This is a genomic window from Streptomyces sp. NPDC058401 (assembly GCF_042722885.1).
Classification (GTDB): Bacteria; Actinomycetota; Actinomycetes; order Streptomycetales; family Streptomycetaceae; genus Streptomyces.
The window spans coordinates 172,335-198,276 of the sequence record NZ_JBHXKA010000001.1; the positions used below are offsets into that span (position 1 = coordinate 172,335).

At 73.3% G+C, this 25,942-nt stretch carries 21 protein-coding genes; 9 read left to right on the forward strand and 12 right to left on the reverse strand.

Annotated features, from left to right (window positions below; genetic code table 11):
• Positions 1–12: 12 nt before the first annotated feature.
• From ACFWNV_RS00575 to ACFWNV_RS00600, 6 genes are all read right to left on the reverse strand, one after another.
• Entirely contained in the window at positions 13–1,974 is a 1,962-nt protein-coding gene (locus ACFWNV_RS00575; RefSeq protein WP_383938194.1) for an NAD-binding lipoprotein, read from the reverse strand.
• Positions 1,975–2,143: 169 nt separating this feature from the next.
• Complete coding sequence (locus ACFWNV_RS00580) at positions 2,144–2,590, reverse strand: hypothetical protein (RefSeq protein WP_383938197.1); 447 nt, start codon at positions 2,588–2,590, stop codon at positions 2,144–2,146.
• Between the two features lie 211 nt (positions 2,591–2,801).
• Positions 2,802–4,892 carry a DUF11 domain-containing protein gene (locus tag ACFWNV_RS00585; protein ID WP_383938200.1) on the reverse strand — a complete coding sequence of 697 codons (2,091 nt, stop codon included), beginning with the start codon at positions 4,890–4,892 and terminating at the stop codon, positions 2,802–2,804.
• Between the two features lie 93 nt (positions 4,893–4,985).
• Positions 4,986–7,106 (reverse strand): hypothetical protein, encoded by a 2,121-nt coding sequence (locus ACFWNV_RS00590; protein WP_383938203.1) that lies wholly within the window; start codon positions 7,104–7,106, stop codon positions 4,986–4,988.
• Between the two features lie 80 nt (positions 7,107–7,186).
• Entirely contained in the window at positions 7,187–8,329 is a 1,143-nt protein-coding gene (locus ACFWNV_RS00595) for a hypothetical protein (protein ID WP_383938207.1), read from the reverse strand.
• Between the two features lie 365 nt (positions 8,330–8,694).
• The gene (locus tag ACFWNV_RS00600) at positions 8,695–9,972 is read right to left on the reverse strand and encodes an MFS transporter (protein WP_383938210.1); all 1,278 of its coding nucleotides are present in this window, start codon (positions 9,970–9,972) and stop codon (positions 8,695–8,697) included.
• 192 nt (positions 9,973–10,164) lie between these two features.
• On the opposite strand from ACFWNV_RS00600, the gene ACFWNV_RS00605 reads away from it, so the two are divergent.
• Positions 10,165–10,524, forward strand: coding sequence for an ArsR/SmtB family transcription factor (locus tag ACFWNV_RS00605; protein WP_383938213.1), 360 nt, complete (start codon positions 10,165–10,167; stop codon positions 10,522–10,524).
• Between the two features lie 132 nt (positions 10,525–10,656).
• On the forward strand, positions 10,657–11,163 hold the full coding sequence (locus ACFWNV_RS00610; RefSeq protein WP_383938216.1) for an MgtC/SapB family protein: 507 nt from the start codon (positions 10,657–10,659) through the stop codon (positions 11,161–11,163).
• 28 nt (positions 11,164–11,191) lie between these two features.
• Here ACFWNV_RS00610 and ACFWNV_RS00615 read toward each other — a convergent pair whose 3' ends face one another.
• Positions 11,192–11,713, reverse strand: a complete 522-nt coding sequence (locus ACFWNV_RS00615) for a hypothetical protein (RefSeq protein WP_383938219.1) — start codon at positions 11,711–11,713, stop codon at positions 11,192–11,194.
• 84 nt (positions 11,714–11,797) lie between these two features.
• Between ACFWNV_RS00615 and ACFWNV_RS00620 the strand changes: the two genes are divergently transcribed.
• Positions 11,798–14,233 carry an MDR family MFS transporter gene (locus ACFWNV_RS00620; protein WP_383938222.1) on the forward strand — a complete coding sequence of 812 codons (2,436 nt, stop codon included), beginning with the start codon at positions 11,798–11,800 and terminating at the stop codon, positions 14,231–14,233.
• Between the two features lie 31 nt (positions 14,234–14,264).
• Here the strand turns inward: ACFWNV_RS00620 and ACFWNV_RS00625 are convergent, their stop codons facing one another.
• Complete coding sequence (locus ACFWNV_RS00625; protein WP_383938225.1) at positions 14,265–15,059, reverse strand: VOC family protein; 795 nt, start codon at positions 15,057–15,059, stop codon at positions 14,265–14,267.
• Positions 15,060–15,243: 184 nt separating this feature from the next.
• Between ACFWNV_RS00625 and ACFWNV_RS00630 the strand changes: the two genes are divergently transcribed.
• Positions 15,244–16,104 carry a sulfurtransferase gene (locus ACFWNV_RS00630; protein WP_383938228.1) on the forward strand — a complete coding sequence of 287 codons (861 nt, stop codon included), beginning with the start codon at positions 15,244–15,246 and terminating at the stop codon, positions 16,102–16,104.
• A 75-nt stretch (positions 16,105–16,179) separates the two neighbouring features.
• Here the strand turns inward: ACFWNV_RS00630 and sepH are convergent, their stop codons facing one another.
• Positions 16,180–17,196 carry a septation protein SepH gene (gene sepH, locus ACFWNV_RS00635; RefSeq protein ID WP_383938231.1) on the reverse strand — a complete coding sequence of 339 codons (1,017 nt, stop codon included), beginning with the start codon at positions 17,194–17,196 and terminating at the stop codon, positions 16,180–16,182.
• Positions 17,197–17,734: 538 nt separating this feature from the next.
• On the opposite strand from sepH, the gene ACFWNV_RS00640 reads away from it, so the two are divergent.
• Entirely contained in the window at positions 17,735–18,574 is an 840-nt protein-coding gene (locus tag ACFWNV_RS00640; RefSeq protein ID WP_383938234.1) for a hypothetical protein, read from the forward strand.
• 17 nt (positions 18,575–18,591) lie between these two features.
• On the opposite strand, the gene ACFWNV_RS00645 is transcribed toward ACFWNV_RS00640, so the two are convergent.
• Both ACFWNV_RS00645 and ACFWNV_RS00650 read right to left on the reverse strand, forming a co-directional pair.
• The gene (locus ACFWNV_RS00645; protein ID WP_383938237.1) at positions 18,592–19,926 is read right to left on the reverse strand and encodes a D-arabinono-1,4-lactone oxidase; all 1,335 of its coding nucleotides are present in this window, start codon (positions 19,924–19,926) and stop codon (positions 18,592–18,594) included.
• Complete coding sequence (locus ACFWNV_RS00650; protein ID WP_383938239.1) at positions 19,871–21,133, reverse strand: MFS transporter; 1,263 nt, start codon at positions 21,131–21,133, stop codon at positions 19,871–19,873. The genes ACFWNV_RS00645 and ACFWNV_RS00650 overlap by 56 nt, the downstream gene beginning before the upstream one ends.
• A gap of 180 nt (positions 21,134–21,313) precedes the next feature.
• On the opposite strand from ACFWNV_RS00650, the gene ACFWNV_RS00655 reads away from it, so the two are divergent.
• Both ACFWNV_RS00655 and ACFWNV_RS00660 read left to right on the forward strand, forming a co-directional pair.
• Entirely contained in the window at positions 21,314–22,489 is a 1,176-nt protein-coding gene (locus tag ACFWNV_RS00655; protein WP_383938242.1) for a ferrochelatase, read from the forward strand.
• A 45-nt stretch (positions 22,490–22,534) separates the two neighbouring features.
• Positions 22,535–23,338 (forward strand): inositol monophosphatase family protein, encoded by an 804-nt coding sequence (locus ACFWNV_RS00660; RefSeq protein WP_383938245.1) that lies wholly within the window; start codon positions 22,535–22,537, stop codon positions 23,336–23,338.
• A gap of 110 nt (positions 23,339–23,448) precedes the next feature.
• Here ACFWNV_RS00660 and ACFWNV_RS00665 read toward each other — a convergent pair whose 3' ends face one another.
• Positions 23,449–23,622, reverse strand: coding sequence for a hypothetical protein (locus ACFWNV_RS00665; protein ID WP_204357838.1), 174 nt, complete (start codon positions 23,620–23,622; stop codon positions 23,449–23,451).
• A gap of 258 nt (positions 23,623–23,880) precedes the next feature.
• On the opposite strand from ACFWNV_RS00665, the gene ACFWNV_RS00670 reads away from it, so the two are divergent.
• Both ACFWNV_RS00670 and ACFWNV_RS00675 read left to right on the forward strand, forming a co-directional pair.
• Positions 23,881–24,534, forward strand: coding sequence for a response regulator transcription factor (locus ACFWNV_RS00670; RefSeq protein ID WP_112451148.1), 654 nt, complete (start codon positions 23,881–23,883; stop codon positions 24,532–24,534).
• 5 nt (positions 24,535–24,539) lie between these two features.
• Positions 24,540–25,784: a HAMP domain-containing sensor histidine kinase gene (locus ACFWNV_RS00675; RefSeq protein WP_327304133.1), complete on the forward strand. Its 1,245-nt coding sequence runs from the start codon at positions 24,540–24,542 to the stop codon at positions 25,782–25,784.
• The last annotated feature ends 158 nt before the right edge of the window (positions 25,785–25,942 follow it).

A 25,942-nucleotide genomic window follows, 5' to 3' on the forward strand; every position in this document is an offset into this window, starting at 1 on the left:
GCGGCCGCGCCGTCAGCTCTCGGCGAGCACGATCAGCCAGTCCTCCCCGGAGAACCGGACCCGCTCCCGCTTGTCGGGGTTGATCCGCACCCCGTGGCCGGGGGCCGTGGTGCTCAGCGCGCGCAGCCGGTAGCCGACCGCGCATTCCCCGCGCCGCCGCGCCGACTCGACGGCCGTGGCGAACGGGACCTCGGAGCCGGCCCGGACGTAGTCCGTGGCCGGCTTGAGGTGGAACTCGTGCCCCTCCGCCCGGAACAGCTCCTCGAAGACCTCGGCGAGATAGGGGCTTTCCGAGATCTGGGTCATCAGCAGGCTGATCAGCCTGCCGCTCACGATGAAGTCCGCGCCGCCCCGGGCGGGCGCGAGGAGCCGGTTGCCGTCGTCGGACATCTCGGTGGTGAGCGCGAGCTCCCGCTGCGCGGCGTCCCCGATGGCCCGCAGGTGCAGCAGGGCCACCAGCGTCCGGTCGTCCGCCCGCGCCTGCGGATCGGTCACCGGAGCCGGGGAGGCCATGGGGGCGTCCTCGTCCTCGGGCCCCGTCTCACCGATCACGATCACCCCGTCGTACGAGGGCACGTCCAGCTTGGCCAGGGCGAGCGGATCGGTGATGTCCCCTTCGTGGAAGGAGACGTCCAGGCGGGACCGTACCGCCGTGACCTCCGGAGCGCCGCCCGTGGCCGCGTCCATGCCGAGCGCCACCACGTCGAGGGTGGTTCCCGGGCCCACGTGCTGGTCGAGCTGCTCGATGACGAGCGGGGCGCGGCGGTTCCAGCCGAGCAGCAGGAGGCGTTCGGCCCGGGCGGTCACGGGTACGGCCGTGACGATCGCGGTCTCCTCGACCAGGGCGGCCACGTCCGCCCGTACGGCCGTGTCGTCGTCCCGGGAGATGACGATGATCCGGTCGGCCGGGCCGATCGCCGTCCCCGGGTCCGGATTGAGGGTGACGCTCCCGCCGCCGTGCAGCAGTCCGACCGCCGAGGACGTGGCGAACGACAGCAGGGCCTCGCCGAACGCACGCCCGACGAGGTCTGCCGGGGCCACCGGGTAGAACTCGTCGCCGTCGAAGTCCAGCAGCTCCGAATAGACCAGGGAGAGGCCGGGCTGCCGGGCCGTCGAGACGAGGAGCCGGGCGACGATCTCGTCCACGCACAGGACGTGGCCCGTGGGCCCGGCGGCCAGCCGGGCGGTCAGGTGGTTGCGGGAGTCCCGGACGGCGGCGACCACCACCACCTCGCCTTCCCCTTTCGCACCGGGGCCGGAGTCGGAGCCGGGGACGGCCGCGTCGAGGGCGAGCAGCGTCTTCACCACGTGGGCGTCGCCGGTGTCCCCGGTGGGAGGCAGCACCAGCACCGCCTTCGCCGTGCGCGGACTGACCCGCCGCAGCTCGGCCGGGTCGGTGGTGCTCCCGCTGCGGCAGATGATCCGCGTTCGGCCGCCGTCGCCGAGGCGGGCGGAGATCTCCTCCTCCATCCACACCTTGTCCTGGGGAGCGAGCACGGCGATGGCGGACCTGCGCTGGTTCGCGTTGGCGGCCACCAGCTCCCCGATCACCGGAAAGACCTGGTCCGACCAGCCCAGGACGACGGTGTGCCGGGTCTCCAGCACGGTGGAGTGCCCCCGGCGCAGCTGCATGATCCGCCGGTTGATGCCCGTGGTGATCAGACTGACCAGCGTCGACACGAAGAGCAGCGCCACGAGCGCCAGGGACACGGAGGCCAGGACGTAGAGCGGGGAGCCGACGGCGCCCCCGATCTTCAGGGTCTGGCCGACGCTGACCCACACGGCGGTGAGCCGGCCGGACAGCGTGGCCGGGGCGGACCGGTCGGACCAGACGAGGACCGCGCTCGCCGGAACGACGACGGCCAGACAGGCCAGGGCGAGCCAGCCGATGAGCGCGGTCGTCCCGCCCGAGACCAGATGGTCGAACCGGTACCGGAACCGGAGCCGCAGTGACGTCGTGTGCTGCTGCGCCACACAAGCTCCCGTACCGAGTCGACACGCCGATCGGAGCGGTCGCCCGCCCACCGGGAGCCACCCTAGGCAGAGGTCCGCTCCGGCCCTCCCCGAACTCCACCGGCCTCACCCAGAGGTGTGAACGCGCGGGCGGCGCCGGGGCGCTGGGCCCCGGCGCCCGGTGCGCCGTTCAGGAGGCGGTGGAGCGGGACGTGCCCCTGTCCGTGCACAGGGCCCAGATGATGAAGACGCCGATGGCGATGGAGATGAGGCCCCAGAGCGGGGTGTAGGGCAGCCACAGGAAGTTGAGGATGATGTCCAGTGCGACGATCACCACGCCCGTGACTTTGGCCCAGGCCGCGCCCTTGAGGATGCCCGCGCCGACGACCACGAGCACGATGCCGAGGATCAGGTGGATCCAGCCCCAGGCCGTGACGTCGAACTTGAAGGTGTAGTCGCCCACGCTCGCGTAGACGTCGTCGTTCGCGATGCCGACGATTCCCTTCAGGATGCCGAGGACGCCTTCCACGAGCATCAGCACTCCGGCGAACACGGTGCCGCTCGCCGCCCACGGGTTCTGCCCGTCGGTGGTGTACCTGCTGTTGGGGGCCCTGCTGGGGGGCGTTGCCTGTGCCACGGGAGGCTCCTTCGTCGGGCGGGACGCCGAGGGTCCTGCGTTGCGCCCAGCGTCGGTGGCGGGGGCGCACGGGGACATTCGAGCGCGGCCGTTCGGGTGAATCCGCAGGGGTGGCGGCCCCGGGAGCACCCTGCCGTGGGCAGAGGAGGAGGCCGTACGCCGGAAGGCCGGCAGGGCGGGATGCCCTGCCGGCCTTCCGTGGTGTGCGCGGTCAGGGGGTCGTCTTGCCGACCTCCAGGTCGGCCGTCGGGTCCTTGACCGTGCCGCCGGGCGGGCCGGCGGCCGCGCTCGTGTTGTTCGCGGGCCGGGGGTCGTGGGTCAGGGAGTCGACGGTCGCGGTGTTGCGGATGTCGGATCCGTTCCCGGTGTACTCGGGGTCCAGCTTCACCTTGATCACCCAGGTCATCGAGGCTCCGGGCGCCAGCCGCGGCAGCGCGCCGCAGGTGACGGTCCGCCCCGAGGTGCACGTCGCGTCGCCGGATACGAAGCTCAGCGCGGTCGGCAGCGTGTCGGAGACCGTGATCTGCTCGGCCTGGGAGGGGCCGTTGTTGGTGACGGTCAGGGCGTAGTCGAAGCTCTCGCCCGGGGCCACGGGACTGGTCTGGACGGGCTTCTTGGTGATGGCCAGGTCCGCGGCGGGATCCGTGACGTGCCCGCCGGGCACGGTCGCGGTGCTCTTGTCGTTGCCGCTAGCCGGGTCGATGTTGTCGGCCGTCACCTGGGCGGTGTTCTTCAGGTCGCTGCCGTCTCCCGCGTAGGCGGGATCCACCTTCACGGTGAGCAGGTACTCGACCGTGTCACCGACCCTGAGAGGGCTGGTGCGCTTGCACGACACCAGCCGGCCGGCGACGGTGCACCCGGCCGGGGAGGACGCCACGTACGAGAGGCCCTCGGGAAGCGCGTCGGTGAGCTTGACGTTGAAGGCGTCGGCCGACGGGCCGTTGTTGGAGATCCGGATCCGGTAGTCGAAGCTCTCGCCCGGCACCGGAGGCTTGGTGCCGACGGCTTCCTTGACCACTTCCAGGTCCGCGGTCGGCTTGTTGACGGTGCTGCCGGGCAGGCCCGCGGGGCTGCTCGTGTTGTTCTCCGGCTTGGGGTCCTTCGTCCGCGAGGTGGCGGTCGCCGTGTTGCGGATGTCGGATCCGTTGCCGGTGTAGTTGCTGTCCAGGCGGACGGTGAACCGCCAGGTCCGGGACCCCGAGGGTTCCAGTACGGCCACCGGGCCGCAGCTGACCGTGCCGTCGGTGACCGAGCAGCCGTCGGGGGAGGAGACGAAGGCGAGCTGTGCGGGCAGCTTGTCGGTGACGGTGGTGCCCAGCGCGCGGGACGGGCCGTCGTTGGTCGCGCTCACCACGTACGCGAAGGTCTGCCCGGGGGCGACCGGGGTGTCGTCGGCCGGCCGCTTGGTCGTCCACACGTCGGCCTGCGGGACGGTGACCCCGCCCGGCGGCAGCACGGCGCGCGAGGTGTTGTCGGCGGGTTCCGGATCCTTGGACGCGGACGCGGAGGTCGCCGTGTTGCGCAGGTCGCTGCCGTCACCGGAGTAGGCGGCGTCCAGCTTCACCTTGAAGGTCCACACCACCTCGCCGCCGGGGACGAGCCGGGCCAGCGGACCGCAGGTGACGGTCCGTCCGGACACCGTGCACGGGTCGGCGGAGGACACGAACTCCAGCCCGACGGGCAGGGTGTCGGTCACCACGACGTTGCGCGCGTCGGAGGGGCCCTTGTTGGTCGTACGGACCTCGTACTCGTACTCCTGGCCCGGGATCGTCGGCCCCGCGCCCAGCGGGGTCTTGACGGTGGCCAGGTCGGACACGGGATCGAACGGCCCCGGCGGCAGCACCGGATCCGGCTTGTTGTTGGCGGGGTCGGGATCGGTGGCCTCGGAGCTGCCCGTGGCGCTGTTGCCGAGGTCGGAACCGTCGCCCTGGTAGGAGGGACTCAGCCGGGCCTGGAAGCTCCAGCTCTTGGTCTCCCCGGCGGAAAGCTGCGGTTCGGGCCCGCACGTGACGGTCTGGCCGATGGCGGTGCAGCCGTCGGAGGAGCCGACGAACGAGATCCCGTTGGGCAGCTTGTCCGTCGCGGTGACCTTGCGGGCCACCGACGGCCCCTTGTTCCTCGCGGTCAGCGTGTAGGTGATCAGGTCACCGGGAGCCTTGGCCCGCTGTGCCGTCACCTCGATCCTGGGCCCTCCGCCGGGCAGGGCGGCGGCCCCGGGGACCGGTCCGGCCCACAGGGCCGCGGCGCAGAGCAGCGGAGCCAGGGCCCACACCGCCGGCCGCCGGCCTGGTGTCGTCGTCATCGCGCATCGTTCCGTTTCGTGCGGGAGAGGACCGTACAGAGAGAGCTGTACGGGAGTTCGGGGGGAGGGCGGGCGGGCAGCGGGAGGCGGCCGTCAGCCCGCCGTCGCGCGCTTGGCGAGCTCGATGTCGGCGGTCGGTGCGCGCACGCGTCCGCCGGGCACACCGGCGGAGCCGCTGTTGTCGAGCGGGTTCGGATCGGCCGTGTCCGCGCGGGCGGTCGCGGTGTTCCGCAGGCCCGTTCCGTCACCGGTGTACGCCGGGTCGAGGCGCACGGTGAAGGTCCACGACCGTTCCCCGCCCGGGTCCAGCGTCGCCGCCGTACCGCAGGTGACGTCCCGGCCGACGGCGGTGCAGCCACCGGCCGAGGAGACGAACGCGAGCGCCGCCGGCAGCGGGTCGGCGACCGTGACCTTCCGGGCCACCGACGGGCCTCCGTTGCGTACGGTCACCGTGTACGTGAAGGTCTCCCCGGGTGCCACGGGGGAGCGGGTCTCGACGGTCTTCACCAGCGACAGGTCGGCCTGGGCGGCCGCCACTCCGCCCGGCGGAGCGGCGGCCGCGCTGGAGTCGTTCGCGGGCTGCGGATCGGGGAGGGCGTGCCGGACGGACGCGACGTTGCCGAGGTCCGAGCCGTCCCCCTGATAGGCGGGGTCCAGCCGTACGCGTACGGTCCACGAGGCGCTCGACCCGGCGTTCAACTGGTCGCGGACCGGGCAGGACAGCTGCTGTCCCGAGGCCGTGCACCCGTCGGCGGAGGAGACGAACCGCAGCGGACCGGGAAGGGTGTCGGAGACCCGGACGGCGCTCGTGTGGGAGGGCCCCAGGTTCCGTGCGGTGATCCGGTACGCGAACTCCTGCCCCGGGACCACCGGTCCGGAGCCGACCCCCTCCTTCTCCGCGGCCACGTCGGCCCGCGCCGTCACCACCGTGGCCGGGGCCGTGGAGCTGTTGTCCGCCGGATTGGTGTCCGTACGGTCCGCCGGAGCCGTCACGGTGGCCGTGTTGGACAGGGTGACGGGCTGGGCGGGGGCCGTACCGGTGACCGTGTACGTGACGGAGCCGCCCCGCAGGAAGTCGGCCGTGGTGTCCAGGACGTTCCCGCTGCCGGAGGCCCGCCCGCAGGTCCCGCCGGTGCCGGCGCGGCAGGTCCAGGAGACGTCGGTCAGCCCGGGCACGGTGTCGCGCACGGTGGCGGCGGTGACCTCGTTGGCCTGGCTGTTGGAGACGGTCAGGGTGTAGGACACCGGCCCGCCGCCGGCGGGCACGCTCGCCGGGGAGCCCGTCTTCGCGATGGTCAGGTCGGCCGGCACGTTGATCCGCAGGGCGTCGATCTCGTGCACGTTCGTCGCCCCGCCGGTACTGCCGGAGAACCCCACCTTGAGGGTGGCCGGGAGCTTCGGCTGGTCCTTGATGCCCGTGACGTCGAGGTCGGTGATCAACTGGTTCATGGCCGTGCCGGGGCCGCTGTCGGACCACACCGACAGGAGCATCTTCGTACCGCTGGGCAGCAGGGAGACGCGCACCGTGCGCTCCTTGTCGCGGCTGCCCGTCTCCACGGTCTTGCCCGGTCCGTCGGCGGACGCGGCGTGGCGGTACCCCGTCTTCCCGCCGCCCCCGCCGCGCACCACGATCTTGTTGGGCTGGTTGCCCGGACCGCCGTTGCCGACCACGTTGGAGGAGAAGTTTCCGAACTCGTCCAGCCCGATGCCGAGGTACGCGCCCGGTACGCCCGAGGCGGCGCAGGAGTCCGCCGCGCCCGTGCAGGCGTAGCCGAGGGCCCCGCCGGAGGGGCCGACCCCGTCGGTCGCCGCGCCGTCGGCCAGGTAGAACGACAGCCCGTCACCGCGCTTGCCTTCGAAGGCGGTTCCCCCGTAGCTGGCGTAGCTGAACTCGGCGAGGATGCCGAGGCTGGAGGGGAACGAGTCCTTCAGCTTCCAGGTGCCGGCCTGGTTGGTGCTCGCGGAGGTCAGCCTCAGCCAGCCGCCGCCATCGGGATAACTCGCGTTGCCGCTGGTGCCGCCCAGGTTGGTGGAGCTGTTGAAGTTCTCGTTGACGGGAAAGGCCAGCGCGCGGGGCCGGGGCACGTCGGCCGGACCGGCCCCGGCGTCCGGGGCCGCGGTCGCGGGGGTGGAGAGCGCCGCCGGCAGGACCAGCGCCGTCGTACAGAGCAAGGCGGCGGCCCTGCGCCACCGGGCACTCCGGGGCATCGTCATACCGGAACGTTCCTCGTCTTCTCGCGCTGTGGAGGGGTCTGCGGAGGCCGTCCGCCGCGGGGGCCGCGACGAACCGCCGGTCACGGGCGCCGCACCCGGAACGCCGTCCGCAGCGCCGCTCCCGCGGCCACCAGCGCGGTGGAGGTCCACAGCAGCCAGGGCGGGACCGTGGCCCCGGAGTCGGCCAGGTCGCCGCGGCCGCCGTGCTGCTCCCGGCCGTCGTGGTGGCCGTCCTCACGACTGCTGCCACCGTCCCCACGACCGTCGTGCCCGTCGTGCCCGTCGTGTTCGTCGTGCCCGTCGTGCTGGTCCCCGCGCCCTTCGGACACCAGGCACAGCCGGCCGCCGCCCGGCCCCGTGGTCCCGGGCCGGTTGGAGTTGTCCGAGAGGTCGGGGTCGAAGCTCGCCGAGGTGACGCGGGCGACGTTCTCGAGGGGCGTGCACCGGCCGGCCGGCGGTTGCGCCGCCCGGTCCTCGCCGACGGCGCGCACGGTGATCCGGTACTCCACCTGCTCGCCGGCCGCCAAACGGTCCAGCGGCGGACAGACCACCAGCCGCTCCCCGTCCTTCGCGACCGCGCAGTCGTCGGGTGAGGAGAGCAGGGTCAGTGAGGAGGGCAGCCGGTCGGTGACCTGGAGCCCGCGCGCCGTCGCCGGGCCCGTGTTGCGCACCGTGATCAGGTACCCGAACTTCTCGCCGGGCCGGACGTGCTCCCGTCCCTTCCCGAGCACCGCCGTCTTGCGGAGCGACAGGTCCGCCGTCCGCGCACTGGGCGGAATCTCCAGGCCGGTCAGGGAGGAGGTGTTGTTCCGGGAGTCCGGGTCCGACGTGGCCGAGTCGACGACCGCCTCGTTGACGATGTCCGTACCGTCGCCGCGGTAGCCGGCGGCGAGCCGTACGGTGATCACCCACGCGTGCGGGGCGCCCACCGCCAGAGTGGCCAACGGCCCGCACACCACCGTCCGTCCGCTCGCGGTGCAGCCGTCGCGGGACGAGACGAATTCGAGGGAGAGCGGCAGCCGGTCGGTGACGCGCACCTGCCGGGCGGTGGACGGACCCCGGTTGGTCACCGTCACGACGTAGTCGAAGGTCTCCCGCGCCGCCGAAGCGGCGGTCTCCCTGTCGGCGGTCGCCGTCGGCCGCAGGGTGCCCGACACCGCCAGATCCGCGCTCTCCCGCAGCTGAGAGGCGGAGGCTCCGCTGCCGACCCCGGGCTCCTCCACTCGTCCCGCCCCGCCGCCGGGTCCCGTTTCCCCGGACGGCCGCCCCGTACCGGCGGCAGGCTCCGCCGGTACGGCGGACGCGGAGGGCTCGGGCGGCTCGGGGGACGCGGGGGACTCGGACGCCGTGGTACCGGAGTCCGCCGGGTCCGATGCCGCGGAGGGTGCCGCGGAGAGGAAGCAGCATGCCGCCACCGCGGAGATCGCGGTCAGCGTGCGCCGACGCCGGTACGGGCCACCGGCGCGGCTTCTCACGACACGTCGCATCGGCTGCCCTTCGGGGAAGAGGACTCGCCCAGGGAGGACCAGTGCGGGGATCTCTTCACACAAATGGGCAGGAAGGGTGCGGCCGGGCTGATCATTGATGACTAATGGGTGATCGAATTCAGTCCGTCGGCCGTACGTCCCCGGCCCGCCACCGCGGCGCGCGGCCGCACCGCTCCGGCCGGCCACAGGCGGGCGGCGAGGGCCGCGGCGGCGAGCGCGATCGCGCCCAGGGCCGCCGTCGCCCACCCGAGCCCGGCCCCGGCCCCGACCCACCCCGCGAGCGGATAGGTCAGCAGCCAGGCGGCGTGGGACAGGGAGAACTGGGCGGCGAACACCGCGGTGCGGTCCCCCTCCGGCGCGGCCCGCCGGAGCACCCGCCCGGCGGGCGTGAGCACCATCGAGCACGCCGCACCGAACCCCGCCCAGGTGACCAGCAGCGCGGGCCAGCGCCAACCGCCGCCGTGCGCGGAGGTGATGACGCCGAGGGCGCCGAACCCCGCCGGCAGCAGCAGGGCGCCGGCCAGCATCACCCGCCGGTCCGGCCGGTTCTGCAGGATCCGAGGCAGGGCCAGCGCCACGGACATGGACCCGGCTCCGTACGCGCCGAGCGCCACCGCGACCGACCCGGCGGACAGCCCCAGGACCTCCCGTACGTACACGACGGAGTTGACCGTGACCACGGCTCCGGCGGCCGCGACCGCGAGGTTCATGGCCAGCAGGGACCGCAGCTGCGGGACGCCGAGGAAGAGGCGCGTCCCCGCGGTGGCCCTGGCGTACGCCCCCGGCCGGGACCCGGTGAGGGCCCGCACCCGCCGGGGCAGTACGGCGGACACCACGAGCGCGGACGAGCCGAGGAACCCGGCCGCCGCACCGAGGAACAGCCGGTCGTAGGTGACCACCGACAGCAGTGCGGCCGCGAGCGCGGGACTGAAGAGGCTTTCCAGGTCGTAGGCGAGCCGGGACAGGGACAGGGCCCGCGTGTAGTCGCGTTCCTCCGGCAGGACGTCCGGGATCAGGGCCTGGAAGGTCGGGGTGAAGGCGGCCGAGGCGGTTTGCAGCAGGAAGATCAGGACGTAGACCTGCCACACCTGGTCCACGAACGGCAGGCAGAGCGCGACCCCCGCCCGGACCAGGTCGGAGCCGGCCAGCAGGGCCCGGCGCGGCAGCCGGTCGGCCACCGCGGCGACCGCCGGGGCGATGACCACGTACGCCGTCATCTTGATCGCGAGCGCCGTGCCGAGCACCGAACCGGCGTCGGCGCCCGCGAGGTCGTACGCGAGCAGCCCGAGGGCCACGGTGGCCAGGCCCGTGCCGGTCAGGGCGATGACCTGGGCGCCGAAGAGGCGGCGGTAGGTGCGGTCGCGCAGCACGCTCGGCATGCGATTCCTCTCCGGACGGGACGGGACGGGACGGGACGGGACAGGACGGTGGCGGGGGACGGCAGTGCGGGGAGGGCGCGGGGGACGGTGCGGGCCTCCAATGTATCCATACATGCGCACCTGCGCACATGTATGGAGGATCACGGCTCCGCCTCACCCCGGCCCTCCCCGGAGCGACCTACCCTGTGGGGTATGCCAGCCCGCGAACCCCAGCCACCTGCACCCGATGCGCACCTGCGGGATCCCGACAGGGCGCGCCTCACCGAGGCGACCGAGGTCTTCGCGATGCTGTCGGACGTCACCCGGCTGCACCTGCTGTGGCTGCTCGCCCAGGAGGAGTCGGACGTCGGCTCGCTCGCCGACCGGTGCGCCGCGTCGAGGACCGCGGTGAGCCAGCACCTGGCGAAACTGCGGCTGGCCGGCCTCGTCGACACCCGCCGCGAGGGCCGGCGCATCCACTACAGCCTGCGCGACGGCCATCTGCGCCGGCTCGTCCTGGAGGCCCTCAGCCACGCCGACCACCGGGTCAGCGGGAAGGCCCCGCACAACTGACCCCGGCGGCGGCGCGCCCGGCGCCCCGCGCGGCTCCCGCGCGTTCTACTGGCACGGACAGCCGGTGGCACGGACAGCCGATGGCGTGGACAGCCGTGCCTCCGCGTGCGGAGGACTCCGGAAGGGCGGCCGATGGACTACCGGCAGGCGGACACCTCCACCCTGGTCACGATCGGCCACCTCGCGGTGGCCTTCGTCCTCACCTACGCGCTCGGCCTGGAACGCACCCTGAGGGGGGCCGCCGCCGGCAACCGGACCTTCTCCATGATCGGAGTCGGCGCCGCCCTCGTGGCGGTCCTCGCCTTGGACGGCGCCCCCAACGCCCTCGCGGGAGTCGTCACCGGCGTCGGATTCATCGGGGGCGGCCTGGTCTTCCGCCAGAGCCGCACCGAGGGCGACCTCGTCCACGGGGTGACCACCGCCGGAGCCATCTTCGCCGCGGCCGCGATCGGAGCGGCCGCCGGACAGGGACGGCTCGCCCTGGCCGCGGCGGCGACGGCCTTCGTGATCCTGGCGCTGGAGACCCGGCACATCCCCGGCCTGAGCGTCTTCGACGGCCGCCGCTGGGCCCACCGCTTCCGCAGCGACGCCGACGTCCTGCGCCTGCACGGGGAGCGCAGCCCCAGCGCCGAGGACTGACCCCGGCCGCGCCGCTTCCCGACCGGCTTCAGGTGCGGGAGGAGTCGCGAACGGTGCACGTGGCGCCGTCCGCCGGGCACCAGTGGGTGCGTCCGCCGACCAGGTGGAGTTCGAGCGCGGCGTCCCGCATCCCGCCCAGGTTCAGCGCCTCGCGCAGGGCGGTGGGGGCGGGCTGGGGCGGCAGGCCCAGGACGCCCACCACGACCACGCCGTTGCGGGCCTCGACCGAGGCGATCTGCCGGTTGCCCGTGGCGGCCCACCGCTCGGCCACCGGCCGCGCGTTCGCCGCGAGCGCGCGGTCGCGGGCGACGGAGAGGGTGCCCGCGGTGAGCGGTACGGCGACCAGCAGCACGATGGCCGACACCGCGGCGAGCGTCCGGCCGCGGAACGCGCCCACCGCGATGCCCGCCTCACCGGCGCCGGCCCGGACCTCGTAGGCGAGGAAGACGACCGTCCCGGTGGCGACGATGGCCGCGACGTTGGTGGCGAACAGGAGCGCGGACTGGCTCGCGTCGTGGAAGCGGTGCGTGGTGTGATGGAATGTCACCATATGGTCACCTCCATCGGATCCGTTGATTCCATCGATTCCATCGAGGCGCTCCCGCTCGTTGGATAGCCCCACTATCCTCAGCGCGTGGATCAGCTGATCGTCGAAGACCCGCCCCGTATCGGCCCGTACCGTCTGATCGCCCGGCTGGGTGCCGGCGGCATGGGCCTGGTCTACCTGGGCCGCTCAGAGGGCGGGCGCACCGTCGCCGTCAAGGTCGTGCAGGCCGAGTACGCCGGGAACCCGGAGTTCCGCAGGCGCTTCTCCCGGGAGGTGGCCGCCGCGCGGCGGGTGGGCGGCAGTTGGACCGCCGCCGTGCTCGACGCCGACCCCGAGGCCGCCGTGCCCTGGGTGGCGACCCAGTACATCCCGGGCCCCGATCTGCACACCGTGGTCGCCAAGGACTTCGGGCCGCTGCCCGAGCACTCCGTGCACACCCTCGCCAACCGGCTCGCCCTGGCCCTGCAGGCCGTCCACGAGGCGGGCCTGATCCACCGCGACCTCAAGCCGTCCAACGTCCTGGTCACCGTCGACGGTCCGCGCGTCATCGACTTCGGCATCGCCCGCGCGATGGACAGCCTCGCCGGGGACAGCCTGCTCACCCACACGGGCATGCTCATCGGATCCGCCGGGTTCATGTCGCCGGAACAGGTCCGCGGCCTCGAACTCACCCCCGCCAGCGACGTGTTCTGCCTGGGTGCCGTCCTCGTCTACGCCGCCACCGGGCGGCTCCTCTTCGGCGCCGGGAGCACCGGCCTGAACGCCCACCTCTTCCGCGTCGCGGAGGAGGAGGCGGACCTGACGGGCGTTCCGGAGGGCCTGGCCGACCTCGTGGGCGCATGCCTGCACAAGGATCCGGCCCGGCGGCCCACCCCCGCGCAGGTGGCCGAGCGCACGGCCGCCGAGCAGGCCGGGGAGTGGCTGCCGGGTACGGTCCTCGCCCAACTGGGCCGGCATGCGGCCCAATTGCTCGACTTCGCCCCCGCGGTCCGGGAAGGGCCCACCCCCGAGCGGGCGGACCCCCGGGTGCCCGCGCCCCGGCCCCACCCGCTGCCGCCCGCGTACGCCCCGACGGCGGCGGCGGACGCGGCCGGGTTCGGCCCGCCTTCCGGCTCGGCCCCGGGGGCGGCGGACGCGGCTCCTGCGGCGGCGGAACCCGCCCGCCCACCCGCGGTCCCGGCGTACCGGCCGCGATGGACCCTCGCGGTGGTCTGCCTCCTCCAGCTGATGCTGGCGCTCGTGGCGACGGCCTCCCAACTGTCGGCTCCGGCGGTACAGAGCGAACTGGGCGCCGATCACGAGGCCCTGAGCCTGTTGCTCACCCTCTACTGGGTCGCCTTCGGCGCCCTGCTGCCGCTCGGCGGCCACCTCGCGGACCTCGTCGGCCGCAAGCGGGTACTGGTCATCGGCCTGGCCGGCTTCGGCGCGGCGTCCGTGTTCGCCGCGCTGGCCCCGGCACCGGGCCTGCTGATGGCGGCCCGCGCGCTGCAGGGAGCCTTCGCGGCGCTGCTGGCCCCGGCGACGCTGTCCCTGCTCGCCACCGGCCACACCGACCCGAGGAAGCGCGGCACGGCCTTCGGGGTCTACGTCGCGCTCACGAGCGGCGGCCCGGCCTTCGGGCTGCTCCTGGCCGGCCCCCTCGTCCGGTACCTCGACTGGCGCGTCTGCCTGTTCGCCCTGGCGGCCTTCGCCGTCGTCGGCCTGTTCCTCGTCGCGGCCCTGCCCGGCGAACCCGCGAACCCCGGCGCCCGCTCCGGCCTGTCCGGCGCCCTGCTCGGATCCGGCGGACTGGCGCTTTTGCTGTACGGACTCTTCGGGGTGGTGCAGTCCGGCGGTGTCACCCCTCTGAACCTGCTCCTGCTCACCTCCGGAACCCTGCTGACCGGCACGTACCTGTGGCAGCTGAGCCGGGTGGCCGGCCGGGCTTCGGACCGCTCCGGTCCCAGCGGCCGGGACCGGGCGGGCTCCGTCCTGGCCCTGCTGCTGGCCGGCGCCGGCACCCTGATCCTGTCCTCGTACCTGGCGTACTACCTGGCGAACGGGATCGGATACGCCCCGGTGCAGGCGGGACTCATGCTCCTCCCGATGGTCGCCGCGATGCTCGTCGGCTCCACCCAGGTGTCCGCCCGGCTGGTCGACCGCGCCGCACCCGGAGTGCCGGCCGCCGCGGGCCTGGTCCTCGTGGCCGTCGGCCTGTTCGTTCTGGTCCGCACCGGAGGGGACTACTCCTACGCGGCCGGCGTGCTGCCCGCCACGCTCCTCACCGGCCTCGGCACCGGCACGGCGCTCGGCCCGCTCCTGGTCACCGCGACCGCCGGGACCGCCCTGCGGGGGGCGGGGGTCCTGTCGGCCGCCGCCCTCGCGGCCCAGCAGGTGGGCGAGACCCTCGCCACCATGCCCCTCGTGATCTCCGGCTACCCCGAGGTCCTGTGGTGGGCCTTCGGCGCGGTCCTGCTCGCAGCGCCGGCCGCGGCACTGATGGTCACCGGAAGGCCCGCGCGCACGGACTCGGTGAGCACCTAGATACCGGCCCGGCAGCGCCGGGCCGGCCCGCTCAGCCCCTGCCGCGTACGAGCGTGAACACCGCGCCCTCCGGGTCCGTGACCACCGCCAGCCGCCCGCTCAGGCCCTCGCGCGGCGGCTGCACGATGCCGCCGCCGAGCTGCTGGACCCGGGCGGCGGCCGCGTCGGTGTCCTCCACCTCGAAGTACGTCATCCAGTGCGGCCCCCGGTCGTGGGGCAGGGAGCGGCCGACCCCGTGCACGGCCGCCACCGGCCGGTCCTCCAGGCACAGCGTGAGGTAGTCGAACTCGTCGGCGGCATCGCCCGCACCGGCGTGCGCCCGGGCCTCGTGGCCGAAGACGTGCTCGTAGAACTTCCCGACCGTCGAGGTGTCCTGCGTGACCAGCTCGTGCCACACCGGGGTGCCGGGCCCCCCGGCCAGCCGGGTCCCGAGGTGGGACGCCGCCTGCCAGAGCCCGAAGATCGCTCCCAGCGGGTCCGAGCAGATCGCCACCCGTCCCGCGACCCCGGCGTCCAGCGGGCCCACCGCCACCGTGCCGCCGCAGGAGCGGACGGACTCGGCCGTCGCGTCGGCGTCGTCCGTGGCGAGGTACGTGGTCCAGGCCACCGGGAGCTGCCGGTCCGGCGGCATCTCACCGATGCCGGCCACCTCCCGGCCGTCGAGCATGGCCCGGACGTACGGGCCGAGCTGCTCGGGGCCGGGCTCGTACTCCCAGCCGAACAGATCTGCGTAGAACTCCTCGGTGGTCCCGAGGCCGTGCACCATCAGGCTCGCCCAGCACGGCGTGCCGGGCGTGCGCCGCGTTGCTTCCGATGCCTCGGTCATGTCAGCCGTCTCCTCCGTCGTCACGCTCGTGACCCTTCCCGGAGCTGATGCTTCCACTCCCGCGGGCCCGGCGCGCCCCGACCGGCCGGGTTTCGCGGGAGCCGCGAGAGATGACCGGATCAGTGCGCCTGTCGATGTCCGACTTGTTACGCGGGGTGCGGAGAGGGGGAGCAAAATGACCCGCATGACTGCGAACCAGCCCCGCTCCCCGCTCGTCTCCGCCGCCGACCTGAAGGAGGAGCTGGCCGGCCCGCTGCCCCCGGTGCTCCTCGACGTCCGCTGGCAGCTCGGCGGCCCGAACCTGCGGCCCGAGTACGAGGCCGGACACCTCCCGGACGCGGTCTACGTCGACCTCGACGCGGAACTGGCAGGCCCGGCGGGCTCCGGCGGCCGGCACCCGCTGCCGGATCCCGAGGAGTTCGGGGCGGTGATGCGGCGGGCCGGCGTCTCGGGGGACGCGCCCGTGGTCGTGTACGACGGCGGTCTCGGCTGGGCGGCGGCGCGCGCGTGGTGGCTGTTGCGCTGGACGGGTCACCCGCGGGTGCGGGTCCTGGACGGGGGACTGGCTGCGTGGCGGGCCGCCGACGGCCCGCTGTCGGCCGAGGTCACTCCTGTGAGCGAGGGTGATTTCAAGCCAAATCCGGGTGCCATCGGACTGCTGGACGCGGATGCGGCGGCAGCACTGGCCCGGACGGGTGTACTGCTGGACGCACGCGCGGGCGAACGGTACCGGGGCGAGGTCGAACCGATCGACCCGGTCGGGGGCCACATCCCCGGGGCGCTGTCGGCGCCGACCGGCGAGAACACGGGATCCGACGGCCTGCTCCTGGACCGCGACGCCCTGCGGGCCCGCTTCGAAGGCCTGGGTGTGCACGCCGACACCGCGACCCCGGTCGGGGTGTACTGCGGCTCGGGCGTCTCGGGGGCCCACGAGGTCCTGGCCCTGGCGGCCGCGGGCATCCCGGCGGCGCTGTACGCGGGCAGCTGGTCGGAATGGTCCGCGGACCCCGCGCGCGAGGTGGCGGTAGGCGAACTGCCGGGCTAGCCGGACTGCCGGGCTAGCCGAAAAAAAGGGGGGACCGTTCCCCGGCGACGATGTCCGCCGCCGAGGAACGGGCCGCTACTCCTGCTTCTTGCGGCGGGTGCCGAAGACGATCTCGTCCCAGCTCGGCACCGCCGCGCGGCGGCCGGGCCGCACTCCGTCGGCCTCCGCCTGCCGGTCGGTGGTGCCCGTCAGCCGGTCCCGGTGTCCCGCCACGGTGCGCGGCATCAGGACGTCGGCGTACGCGGAACCCGCACCGGCCGAAGCCGAGGCGGCGGGCGGCTCCTCCACCTCCGGCTCGCTCACCGGCTCCGGGACCACCAGGTCCCCGCGGAAGCTCGGTACCGCCTCCAGCAGGGCCGTCAGCGTGTCCCGCTCTTCCTCCGGCTCCGGCTCCGGCGGGGGAGGGGGCGCTGTCGGCCGTTCCATCTGACGGTCGAGCGCGCGGTCCAGCGGTCGGTCGCGGGGCAGCCGCGCGATCCTCGGCACGAACGGGAAGCTCGGCTCCGGGGTCGCCGGCAGGTCGTCGGACTCGCCGATCAGCGAGCGGGCCTCGTCGTCCACGGCCACGACCAGCCGGCGCGGCGGGTCGTACGTCCAGCTCGCCGAGTGCGGTTCGCCCGCGACCCGGTAGACCAGCAGGACCTCCCAGGTGCCGTCGTCGCGGCGCCAGGAGTCCCACTGGACGGATTCCTTCTCGGCCCCGCGCAGCGAGAGCCTCTCCTGCACGGCCTCGCCGAGCTGGGGTCCGGTGTTCTCGCCGGGCCGGCGCACGGGGGTCTTGCGGGCCCGCTCCGCCATGAACGCGCGCTCGGCGAGCACGGGGCCCTCGAAGCGCCGTACGCGGTCGACGGGGATGCCCGCCAGCTGGGCGACCTCCTCCGCGGAGGCACCGGCTCGTATGCGGGCCTGGATGTCGCGGGGGCGGAGGTGGCTCTCCACCTCGATCTCGATCTGGTTCAGGCGCGCACGGTCGTTGCGCACGGCAGCCCGGAGACGCTCGTCGATCGGAAGCGTGTACTCCGTGCTGTCCGCAGCCTTGAGCACCAGTCGTGTGCCGTCATTTGAGACGGCCACGACACGCAGTTCGGGCATGGGGACCTCCCGGGTGGTGCCTGCCGACGTCACGTGCGTCGCTGCTTCCGCTAGTCGAGTGTGGCCTGCCCGGGTGCAGCCTGCCACTACCTTGCCGAGTTAAACCGGCGTGTCGGGCATGCGCCCTTGATCGCTGTTATGGCACGGTTACCTGTTGGGTACGCACAGTGACCAAACGATTACTGTGCGCAGCAGGATCCCGTGCAATACCGCGGCATCGCCGGTCTCGAGTGCCGTTTTTCCATCAGCCGGCCCCCTCTCCCGAGTCCGGACATCCGTAAGGAAGGACGGCCCCAGGGCTCGCCACAGTACTCCATTCGGGCCACCTGGGTGGACCGCCGCGCCGCCGAACTTGTCCCGGACGGCGGGAGTTGGGCTGCCCTGGATCGGGTCCACATCGGGCCGGACCTGCGCGTGCGCCCGAATTCGGGTGTCTTGCTTCACAGAATCTCCGGAAACGGAACTATCCGTTTCGCTGACGTGTCAGTAACGGGAGAAGGCGTTGGAGCGCGAAGGGCAGGACACGCAGGGGATGGCGATGGGTCAGAAGACGGTGCTGGACGTGGGACCGGAGCAGGAGCAGGAGAAGAAGAAGCTCGATCTGAGTGCGGCTCAGGTCGCGGGTTCCTCCCTCGCCACGGTCGCGGCGGCCCTGCTCGCCTCGCAGATGGGCGTCTACGGGACCATCCTCGGCGCCGGCGTGGTGAGCGTGGTGGCCACCGCGGGCGGACCCGTCATCCAGCACTTCTTCCGCCGCACCGGCGACCAGCTCCGCGAGACGGCCCGGCCGAAGGCCCGTCAGGTCCCCGTGGCGGGGCCGCGCGAGGAGCCCCGTGAGGTGCGGGCGCCCGACGGGACGATGATGCTGCGCCAGGTCCCGATGCCGGAGACCTCGGAGGAGTTCGGCGAGGCCACCGTGCACGGCAAGCGGTTCCGGGGCTGGAAGCGCACGGCGGTCGCCTCGGGGGCCGCCTTCGCCATCGCCCTCGGCGGCATCGGGACGTACGAGGCGATCGCCGACACCTCCGTCAGCAAGGGGGGCGGGACCGTCTTCTCCGCCGGCACCCACAAGGTGTCGAAGGAGAAGCCCGCTCCGCCCGAGGGGGAAACCGGCGGCAAGGGCGGGAAGACCCCGGGCCCGGGGACCTCCCCGAGCCCTTCGACCGGCCATGGCGGCCGGAGCCCGAGCCCGGACCCCAGTCCCTCCCGCTCCGTGGACCCGACGCCGACCCCGACCCCGCCGAAGCCCACCCCGACCCCGACCCCCACGCCCACCCCGAAGCCCACGCCGACGCCGAGCCCCGGCAAGTCGACCCCGGGCGGCGGGTCGGGCGAAGGCGGGGGCACCGGTGCCGGCCAGGAGTCGCCGGCCCCCTGAGGACCGGCCGCCCGTCCTCAGTCGCCCAGTACGCGCCGCAGGTAGTCGTTGCCGAAGACCCGGTCCGGGTCGAGCCGGTCGCGGAGCGCGGTGAACTCCCCGAAGCGCGGGTACACCCCGGCGAAGTACTCCGCGTCCCGCGTGTGCACCTTGCCCCAGTGCGGCCGCCCGCCGTACTCGGTGAAGATCCGCTCGGCGGCCGTGAAGTAGGCCTGGTACGGAGTGCCCTTGTACATGTGCACCGCGATGTACGCGCTCTCGCGGTCCGAGGCCGTCGACAGGGTGATGTCGTCCGCCGGAGCCGTGCGCACCTCCACCGGGAAGCTGATCCGCAGGCCGGAGCGGTCCACCATGGACTTCAGCTCCCGCAGCGCCTCGACGACCCGCTCGCGCGGAAGGGCGTACTCCATCTCCACGAACCGCACCCGGCGCGGGCTGGTGAACACCTTGTACGGGATGTCCGTGTAGGTGCGCGCGGACAGGGCGCGGCTCGCGATCCGGGCGATGGAGGGGATGGCCGCCGGGACGGCGCGGCCGAAGGAGTTGACGGCCTGGAAGAGGCCGTTGGACAGCAGCTCGTCCTCGACCCAGGCGGAGACCGCTCCGGGCGGGGCGGCCGGGCCCTGGCTGCGGTTGTTGCGCTTGGTGTTGCAGTTGCCCGTGTGCGGGAACCAGTAGAACTCGAAGTGCTCGTTCTCCGCGTGGTGCTGGTCGAACTCGGCCGTCACCCGGTCGAAGCTCATGGGCTCCTCACGGGCGGTCAGGAAGAAGAGCGGCTCCACGGCGAAGGTGAGCGAGGTGACCACGCCGAGCGCGCCGATGCCCAGCCGGGCCGCCGCGAAGACCTCGGGACGCTCCTTCTCGGAGCACGTCAGCAGCTCGCCGTCGGCCGTGACCAGCTCCAGGCCGCGTATCTGGGCGGCGATGGAGGCCGAGTCGCGGCCGGTTCCGTGGGTGCCGGTGCTGGTGGCGCCGGAGACCGTCTGCTCCATGATGTCGCCCATGTTGGTGAGCGACAGGCCCTCTCTGGCGAGGGCCAGGTTGAGGTCCTTGAGGACCGTGCCCGCCGCCACGGTGACGGTGCCCGCTTCCCGGTCGATCGCCCGGATCCCGGCCAGAGCCTGGGGGCGGATCAGTACGCCGTCGGTCGCGGCGGCCGCGGTGAAGGAGTGGCCGGTACCGACCGCCTTCACCTTCAGCCCGTCCGCGGCGGCCCGGCGGACCGCCTCCTGGAGCTCCCCGACCGATGCCGGAGCGACCACGCGCGCGGGCGTGGCGCTGATGTTGCCCGCCCAGTTATGCCACGCGGCGGTCCGTGTCCCGCTGCTGCCTGCTGTCCCCGTCGTCGCCATCGTTGGAAGGCTCCTCCCCTTGCGCCGGCCTCGTCAGCCGGCGGTAACCCGCGAACGCAACCGCCGCCGCGGCGGTCCCCGCCGAGATGGAGACGACGTACCCGGTCCGCGCGCCGGCGGCGTCGATGACCCAGCCGGCCACGGAGGACCCGAGCGCGACCCCGACCGCGAGCCCGGTGCCCGTCCAGGTCATCCCCTCGGTCAGCTTCGCGCGTGGTACGTGCGCCTCGATCAGGGCCATCGTGGTGATCATCGTGGGAGCGATGGCGAGGCCCGAGACGAAGAGCGCCACGGCCAGAAACGGAAGGTTCCCGGCCAGTAGGAGGGGGATCATACTCACGGCCATCGCACAGATGCCCAGCACCCACCTGCGTTCGGCCTTGCCCTTGAGGTGCAGCAGGCCGAAGACGATGCCGGCGAGGCAGGAACCGACGGCCCAGACGGCCAGGATGAAGCTGGCCCACGCCTTGTGGCCCTGCTCCTCGGCGAAGGCCAGCGTGACCACGTCGATGGAGCCGAAGATGGCCCCGGTGGCCACGAAGGTGGCCACCAGCACCTGGAGTCCGGGGGAGCGCAGGGCCGAGGTCCGGTCGGCGTCCGCGCCGCGCGGGTGCGGGGCGGGCTCGGTGGTGCGCTGCGCCGTCAGCCACCACACGCCCACGAGCAGGCAGACCCCGGCGACCAGTGGGCCCGCCTCGGGGAACCAGGTGGTGGAGAGCCCGATGGCGAGGATCGGCCCGAAGATGAAGCAGACCTCGTCCAGGACGGACTCCAGGGAGTACGCCGTGTGCAGTTCGCGCGGCGAGTCCCGGTAGATGGCCGTCCACCGGGCCCGGATCATCGCGCCCACGCTGGGCACGGAGCCGGCGAGTGCGGTGAACAGGAACAGGGTCCAGTCGGGCGTGTGGTTGGCCGCGCACAGCAGCAGCCCGGAGATGGCCAGGGCCGCGAGCAGGCTCGCCGGGCGCAGGACGCGGCGCTGGCCGTACTGGTCGACCAGGCGGGAGACCTGGGGGCCGATCACGGCGGCGGAGAGCGCGAGGGTGGCGGTGAGGGCGCCGGCCAGCGAGTACCGGCCGGTGAGCTCGGAGATCATCGTCAGGATGCCGATGCCGACCATGGAGAGCGGCAGCCGGCCTATGAGGCCGGCCGCGCTGAAGCCGCGGCTCCCGGGGGCGGCGAAGATCGCGCGGTAGGGACTGGGCAAGGTGCCCTCCGTAAGGGACGTCATTGGCCCATACAGGTTACGGCCGCACACAAGCCGCCCGCGCGGGGAGGAACCGGACAGCGGGCGGGTGCCCTTCGGCCCGGGCCGGACGGCCCCGCGCGGGTCCCGCTCTCCGGTCCTGTTTTCCGCCCGGCGCCCTCGGGTGGCAGGATTCGAGGCATGTCTGACCAGCTCCGCGCCACCGCCGCCGGCTCGGCCGAAGGCCCCGCCGCCCCCTACGACGCCCTCCTGCTGCTGTCCTTCGGCGGCCCCGAGGGACCCGACGACGTCGTGCCGTTCCTGGAGAACGTCACGCGCGGCCGCGGCATCCCGCGCGAGCGGCTCAAGGAGGTCGGGCAGCACTACTTCGGCTTCGGCGGCGTCAGCCCGATCAACGGCCAGAACCGCGAGCTGCTGGACGCCCTGCGCAAGGACTTCGTCGGGCACGGGCTGGACCTGCCGGTCTACTGGGGCAACCGCAACTGGGCCCCGTACCTGGACGACGTGATGCGCGAGATGGCCGCCGACGGGCGCCGCCGCATCGCGGTGCTCGCGACCAGCGCGTACGCCTCGTACTCGGGCTGCCGGCAGTACCGCGAGAACCTCGCCGACGCGCTCGCCCTGCTCGTCCGGGAGGGCGTGGCCGAAGCCGACCTGCCCCGGGTCGACAAGCTGCGGCACTACTTCAACCACCCCGGCTTCGTACAGCCCATGATCGACGGGGTGCTGGCCTCGCTGGCCTCGCTGCCCGAGGAGGTCCGCGCCGGGGCGCACCTGGCCTTCACCACGCACTCCATCCCGAACGCGGCCGCGGACGCCTCCGGCCCGGCCGGGGAGCACACGGCGGACGGCGAGGGCGGGGCCTACGTCAAGCAGCACCTGGACGTCGCGAAGCTGATCGCCGACGCGGTCCGCGCGGAGACCGGCACCGAGCTGCCCTGGGAGCTCGTCTACCAGTCGCGCAGCGGAGCCCCGCACATCCCGTGGCTGGAGCCGGACATCTGCGACCACCTGGAGGCCCTGCACGCGGCGGGCGCCCCGGCGGTGGTCATGGTGCCCATCGGCTTCGTCTCGGACCACATGGAGGTGCTCTACGACCTCGACACGGAGGCGACGGCGAAGGCCGCCGAGCTGGGGCTGCCCGTCGCCCGCTCGGCCACCGTCGGCTCCGACCCCCGGTTCGCGGCGGCGGTACGGGACCTCGTGCTGGAGCGGGCAGCGGCGGAACGGGGCGAGTCCGTGGAGCGCTGCGCGCTCGGGCTGCTCGGAGCGAGCCACGACCTGTGCGCGGTGGGCTGCTGCCCGGCCCGCGGGCCCCGGCCGGCGGCGGCGGGCGTGGACAGCCCGTACGCGTAGTGCCGCGCAGTGACATCCGCAGAAGTCGATGAACGGGAGCCGGGCGTGATCTCCGAAGAGCTGAAGACCGAACTGCTGGACGTGGCCCTGGATGCGGCCGCCCGGGCGGGGGCGCTGCTGCGGGACGGGCGGCCCGCCGATCTGGCGGTCGCCTCCACCAAGACGAGCCCGATCGACGTGGTGACCGAGATGGACATCGCGGCCGAGAAGCTGATCACCGGCCTCCTCGGCGAGCGGCGGCCCGAGGACGGGCTGCTGGGCGAGGAGGGCTCGGAATCGGCGGGCACCAGTGGCGTGCGGTGGGTCATCGACCCGCTGGACGGCACGGTGAACTACCTCTACGGGCTGCCCACCTGGGGCGTGTCCATCGCGGCCGAGTACCGCGGCGAGACGGTGGCCGGGGTCGTGGCGGCGCCGATGCGCGGGGAGACGTACCACGCGGTGCTGGGGCGCGGGGCCTGGCTGGGCGGGGTCCGCCTCGCCTGCCGGCCGGCCGCTCCGCTGGACCAGGCGCTGATCGGCACCGGATTCGCGTACGTCCAGACCCGGCGGGCGCACCAGGCGGACGTCGCGCAGCGGATCATCCCGCTGGTCCGGGACGTCCGGCGGGGCGGCTCGGCGGCGATCGACCTGTGCGACGTGGCCGCCGGACGGCTGGACGGGTACTGGGAGCGCGGGCTGAACCCCTGGGACCTGGCGGCGGGCGAGCTGATCGCGCGGGAGGCCGGCGCGGTGACGGGCGGCCGCCCCGGCGAGCCCGCCTCGGGCGATCTCGTGCTGGCCGCGACCCCCGCGGTGTTCGCCTCGCTGCAGCCGCTGCTGGAGGAAGCCGGGGCCTGGCACGACTGAGTGCCCCGGGAAGGCCGGGGCATGAAGGAACCCCGGTGGCCGGGTGGCGGCCTCCGGGGTCCGGGGGTGGTGGGCGCCGGCGGCTGGAGCCGGCGGGCGGAGACCTGGGATCAGCAGGCGGAGACGGTGACCGGAACGCCGTGATCGGCTGCGATGCGCTGGAGGTCTTCCAGCTCCGCCTGTTCCACTTCCACGAGGAAGTCGTCGCCCGTCTCGCGAGCCTGCCTGAGGTCCGACTGCGTGCTCCTGATGCGCTGCAGGAGACCCGCGGTGAATGCGTCCATGGTGGGTTCGCCCCCTCTTCGTGGGTCGGCGGCGGCACGTGGCAGTGCGCCGTCAGGGAGGTGTTCGGGGTGTGAAGTCGTCCTCCCCGCCGCGCTGGACCCAGAAACCTCGTAAGGCCGGGGAATCCTCACTTCCGTCCCTCGCGTCACCCCGCGGGCGCCCGCGAGCAGCGTCTTACAGCCGGTTTACCGGCGAAAGGGGCAGGATGGAGGCCACATGACACACCTGCCCTGACGGGCTCTGAGGAAGGAAACGACGTGCGCGTACTCGTCGTCGAGGACGAGCAGCTGCTCGCCGATGCGGTGGCCACCGGACTGCGCCGGGAGGCCATGGCCGTGGACGTCGTGTACGACGGTGCCGCGGCCCTGGAGCGCGTCGGAGTGAACGACTACGACGTGGTCGTGCTCGACCGGGACCTCCCGCTCGTGCACGGTGACGACGTGTGCCGGAAGATCGTCGAGCTCGGCATGCCCACCCGCGTGCTCATGCTGACGGCCTCCGGCGACGTGAGCGACCGGGTCGAGGGCCTGGAGATCGGGGCGGACGACTATCTGCCCAAGCCCTTCGCGTTCACCGAGCTGACCGCCCGGGTACGGGCGCTGGGCCGGCGCACCACGGTCGCGCTGCCCCCCGTGCTGGAGCGCGCGGGGATCAAGCTGGACCCGAACCGGCGCGAGGTGTTCCGCGAGGGCAAGGAGGTGCAGCTGGCGCCGAAGGAGTTCGCGGTGCTGGAGGTCCTCATGCGCAGCGAGGGCACGGTCGTGTCCGCCGAGCAGCTCCTGGAGAAGGCGTGGGACGAGAACACGGACCCCTTCACCAACGTGGTGCGCGTGACGGTGATGACGCTGCGCCGCAAGCTGGGGGAGCCGCCGGTCATCGTGACCGTCCCCGGTTCCGGCTACCGGATCTGACGCGGGTGGCAGCGACCCCGGCGCCACCATCGGCGCCACCGAAACCGACCTGGGACCCCGGGCAGCCCGAGGGTCCTTTCCCTTGGCTGCGGCCGACCATCCGGATACGTCTGACGCTGCTGTACGGCGGGATGTTCCTGATCGCCGGCATCCTGCTGCTGTCGATCATCTACCTGCTGGCGGCCCAGGCGCTGCGGCAGGGCAACGCGCTGCCGTTCACGATCGTGGGCGGCGGCCCGATCCAGGTCACCAGCAGCTGCCCCGGCGTGAGCGGGACGGGCCAGATGCCCGACCAGTTCAACGCGGCGATCAACACCTGCATCCTCGAACAGCGCCGGCACGCGCTGGACGACCTGCTGAGCCGTTCGCTGATGGCGCTGATGGGGCTGAGCATCATCGCCTTCGCCTTCGGCTACGCGATGGCCGGCCGGGTGCTCTCGCCGCTGGGCAAGATCACCCGGACCGCCCGCCGGGTGGTCGGTTCCGACCTCACCCGGCGGATCGAGCTGGACGGTCCGGACGACGAGCTCAAGGAGCTCGCCGACACCTTCGACGAGATGCTCGACCGGCTGGAGCGGGCCTTCACGGCCCAGCAGCGGTTCGTGGCCAACGCCTCGCACGAGCTGAGGACCCCGCTGGCCATCAACCGGACGCTGCTGGAGGTGCACCTCTCCGATCCCGGGGCTCCGGTGGAGCTCCAGCAGCTCGGCAAGACACTGCTCGCCACCAACGAGCGCAGCGAGCAGCTGGTCGAGGGCCTGCTGCTGCTGGCCCGCAGCGACAACCAGATCATCGAGCGCAAGCCCGTGGACCTGGCCGAGGTGGCCTCGCGCGCCCTCGATCAGGCGCGCGGGGAGGCGCAGGCCAAGGGCGTGGAGATCCGCGGCGAGCGCGCGCTGGCCGTGGTGCAGGGCAACGGCGTGCTGCTGGAGCGGATCGCGCTCAACCTGGTGCAGAACGCCGTCCGCTACAACGTGCCCGAGGGCGGCTGGGTGGACGTCACCACCGAGGCCGTGCACGGGCAGGCGGTCCTGCTGGTATCGAACACGGGTCCCGTGGTTCCCGCGTACGAGGTGGACAACCTCTTCGAGCCCTTCAGACGGCTGCGTACGGAGCGCACGGGCAGCGACAAGGGTGTCGGGCTCGGCCTCTCCATCGCGCGCTCCGTGGCGCGCGCACACGGCGGGCGGATCCAGGCGGTCCCCCGCGAGGGCGGTGGCCTCGTGATGCGTGTCACTCTGCCCTTGTGAGCCGACCCACCCCGTGTTCGCTGTTGGCTGAATGCTTGGGTAGTGAAGACAGTGACTTCTGTGCGATCGATCACAGTGTCGAGTGTCCGTCCCTATGCGCTCAGTGACCTTGGGGGGGCCGGAAAGCCCGGGAAGTCCGGGTTTCCGGCCCCCCTAGC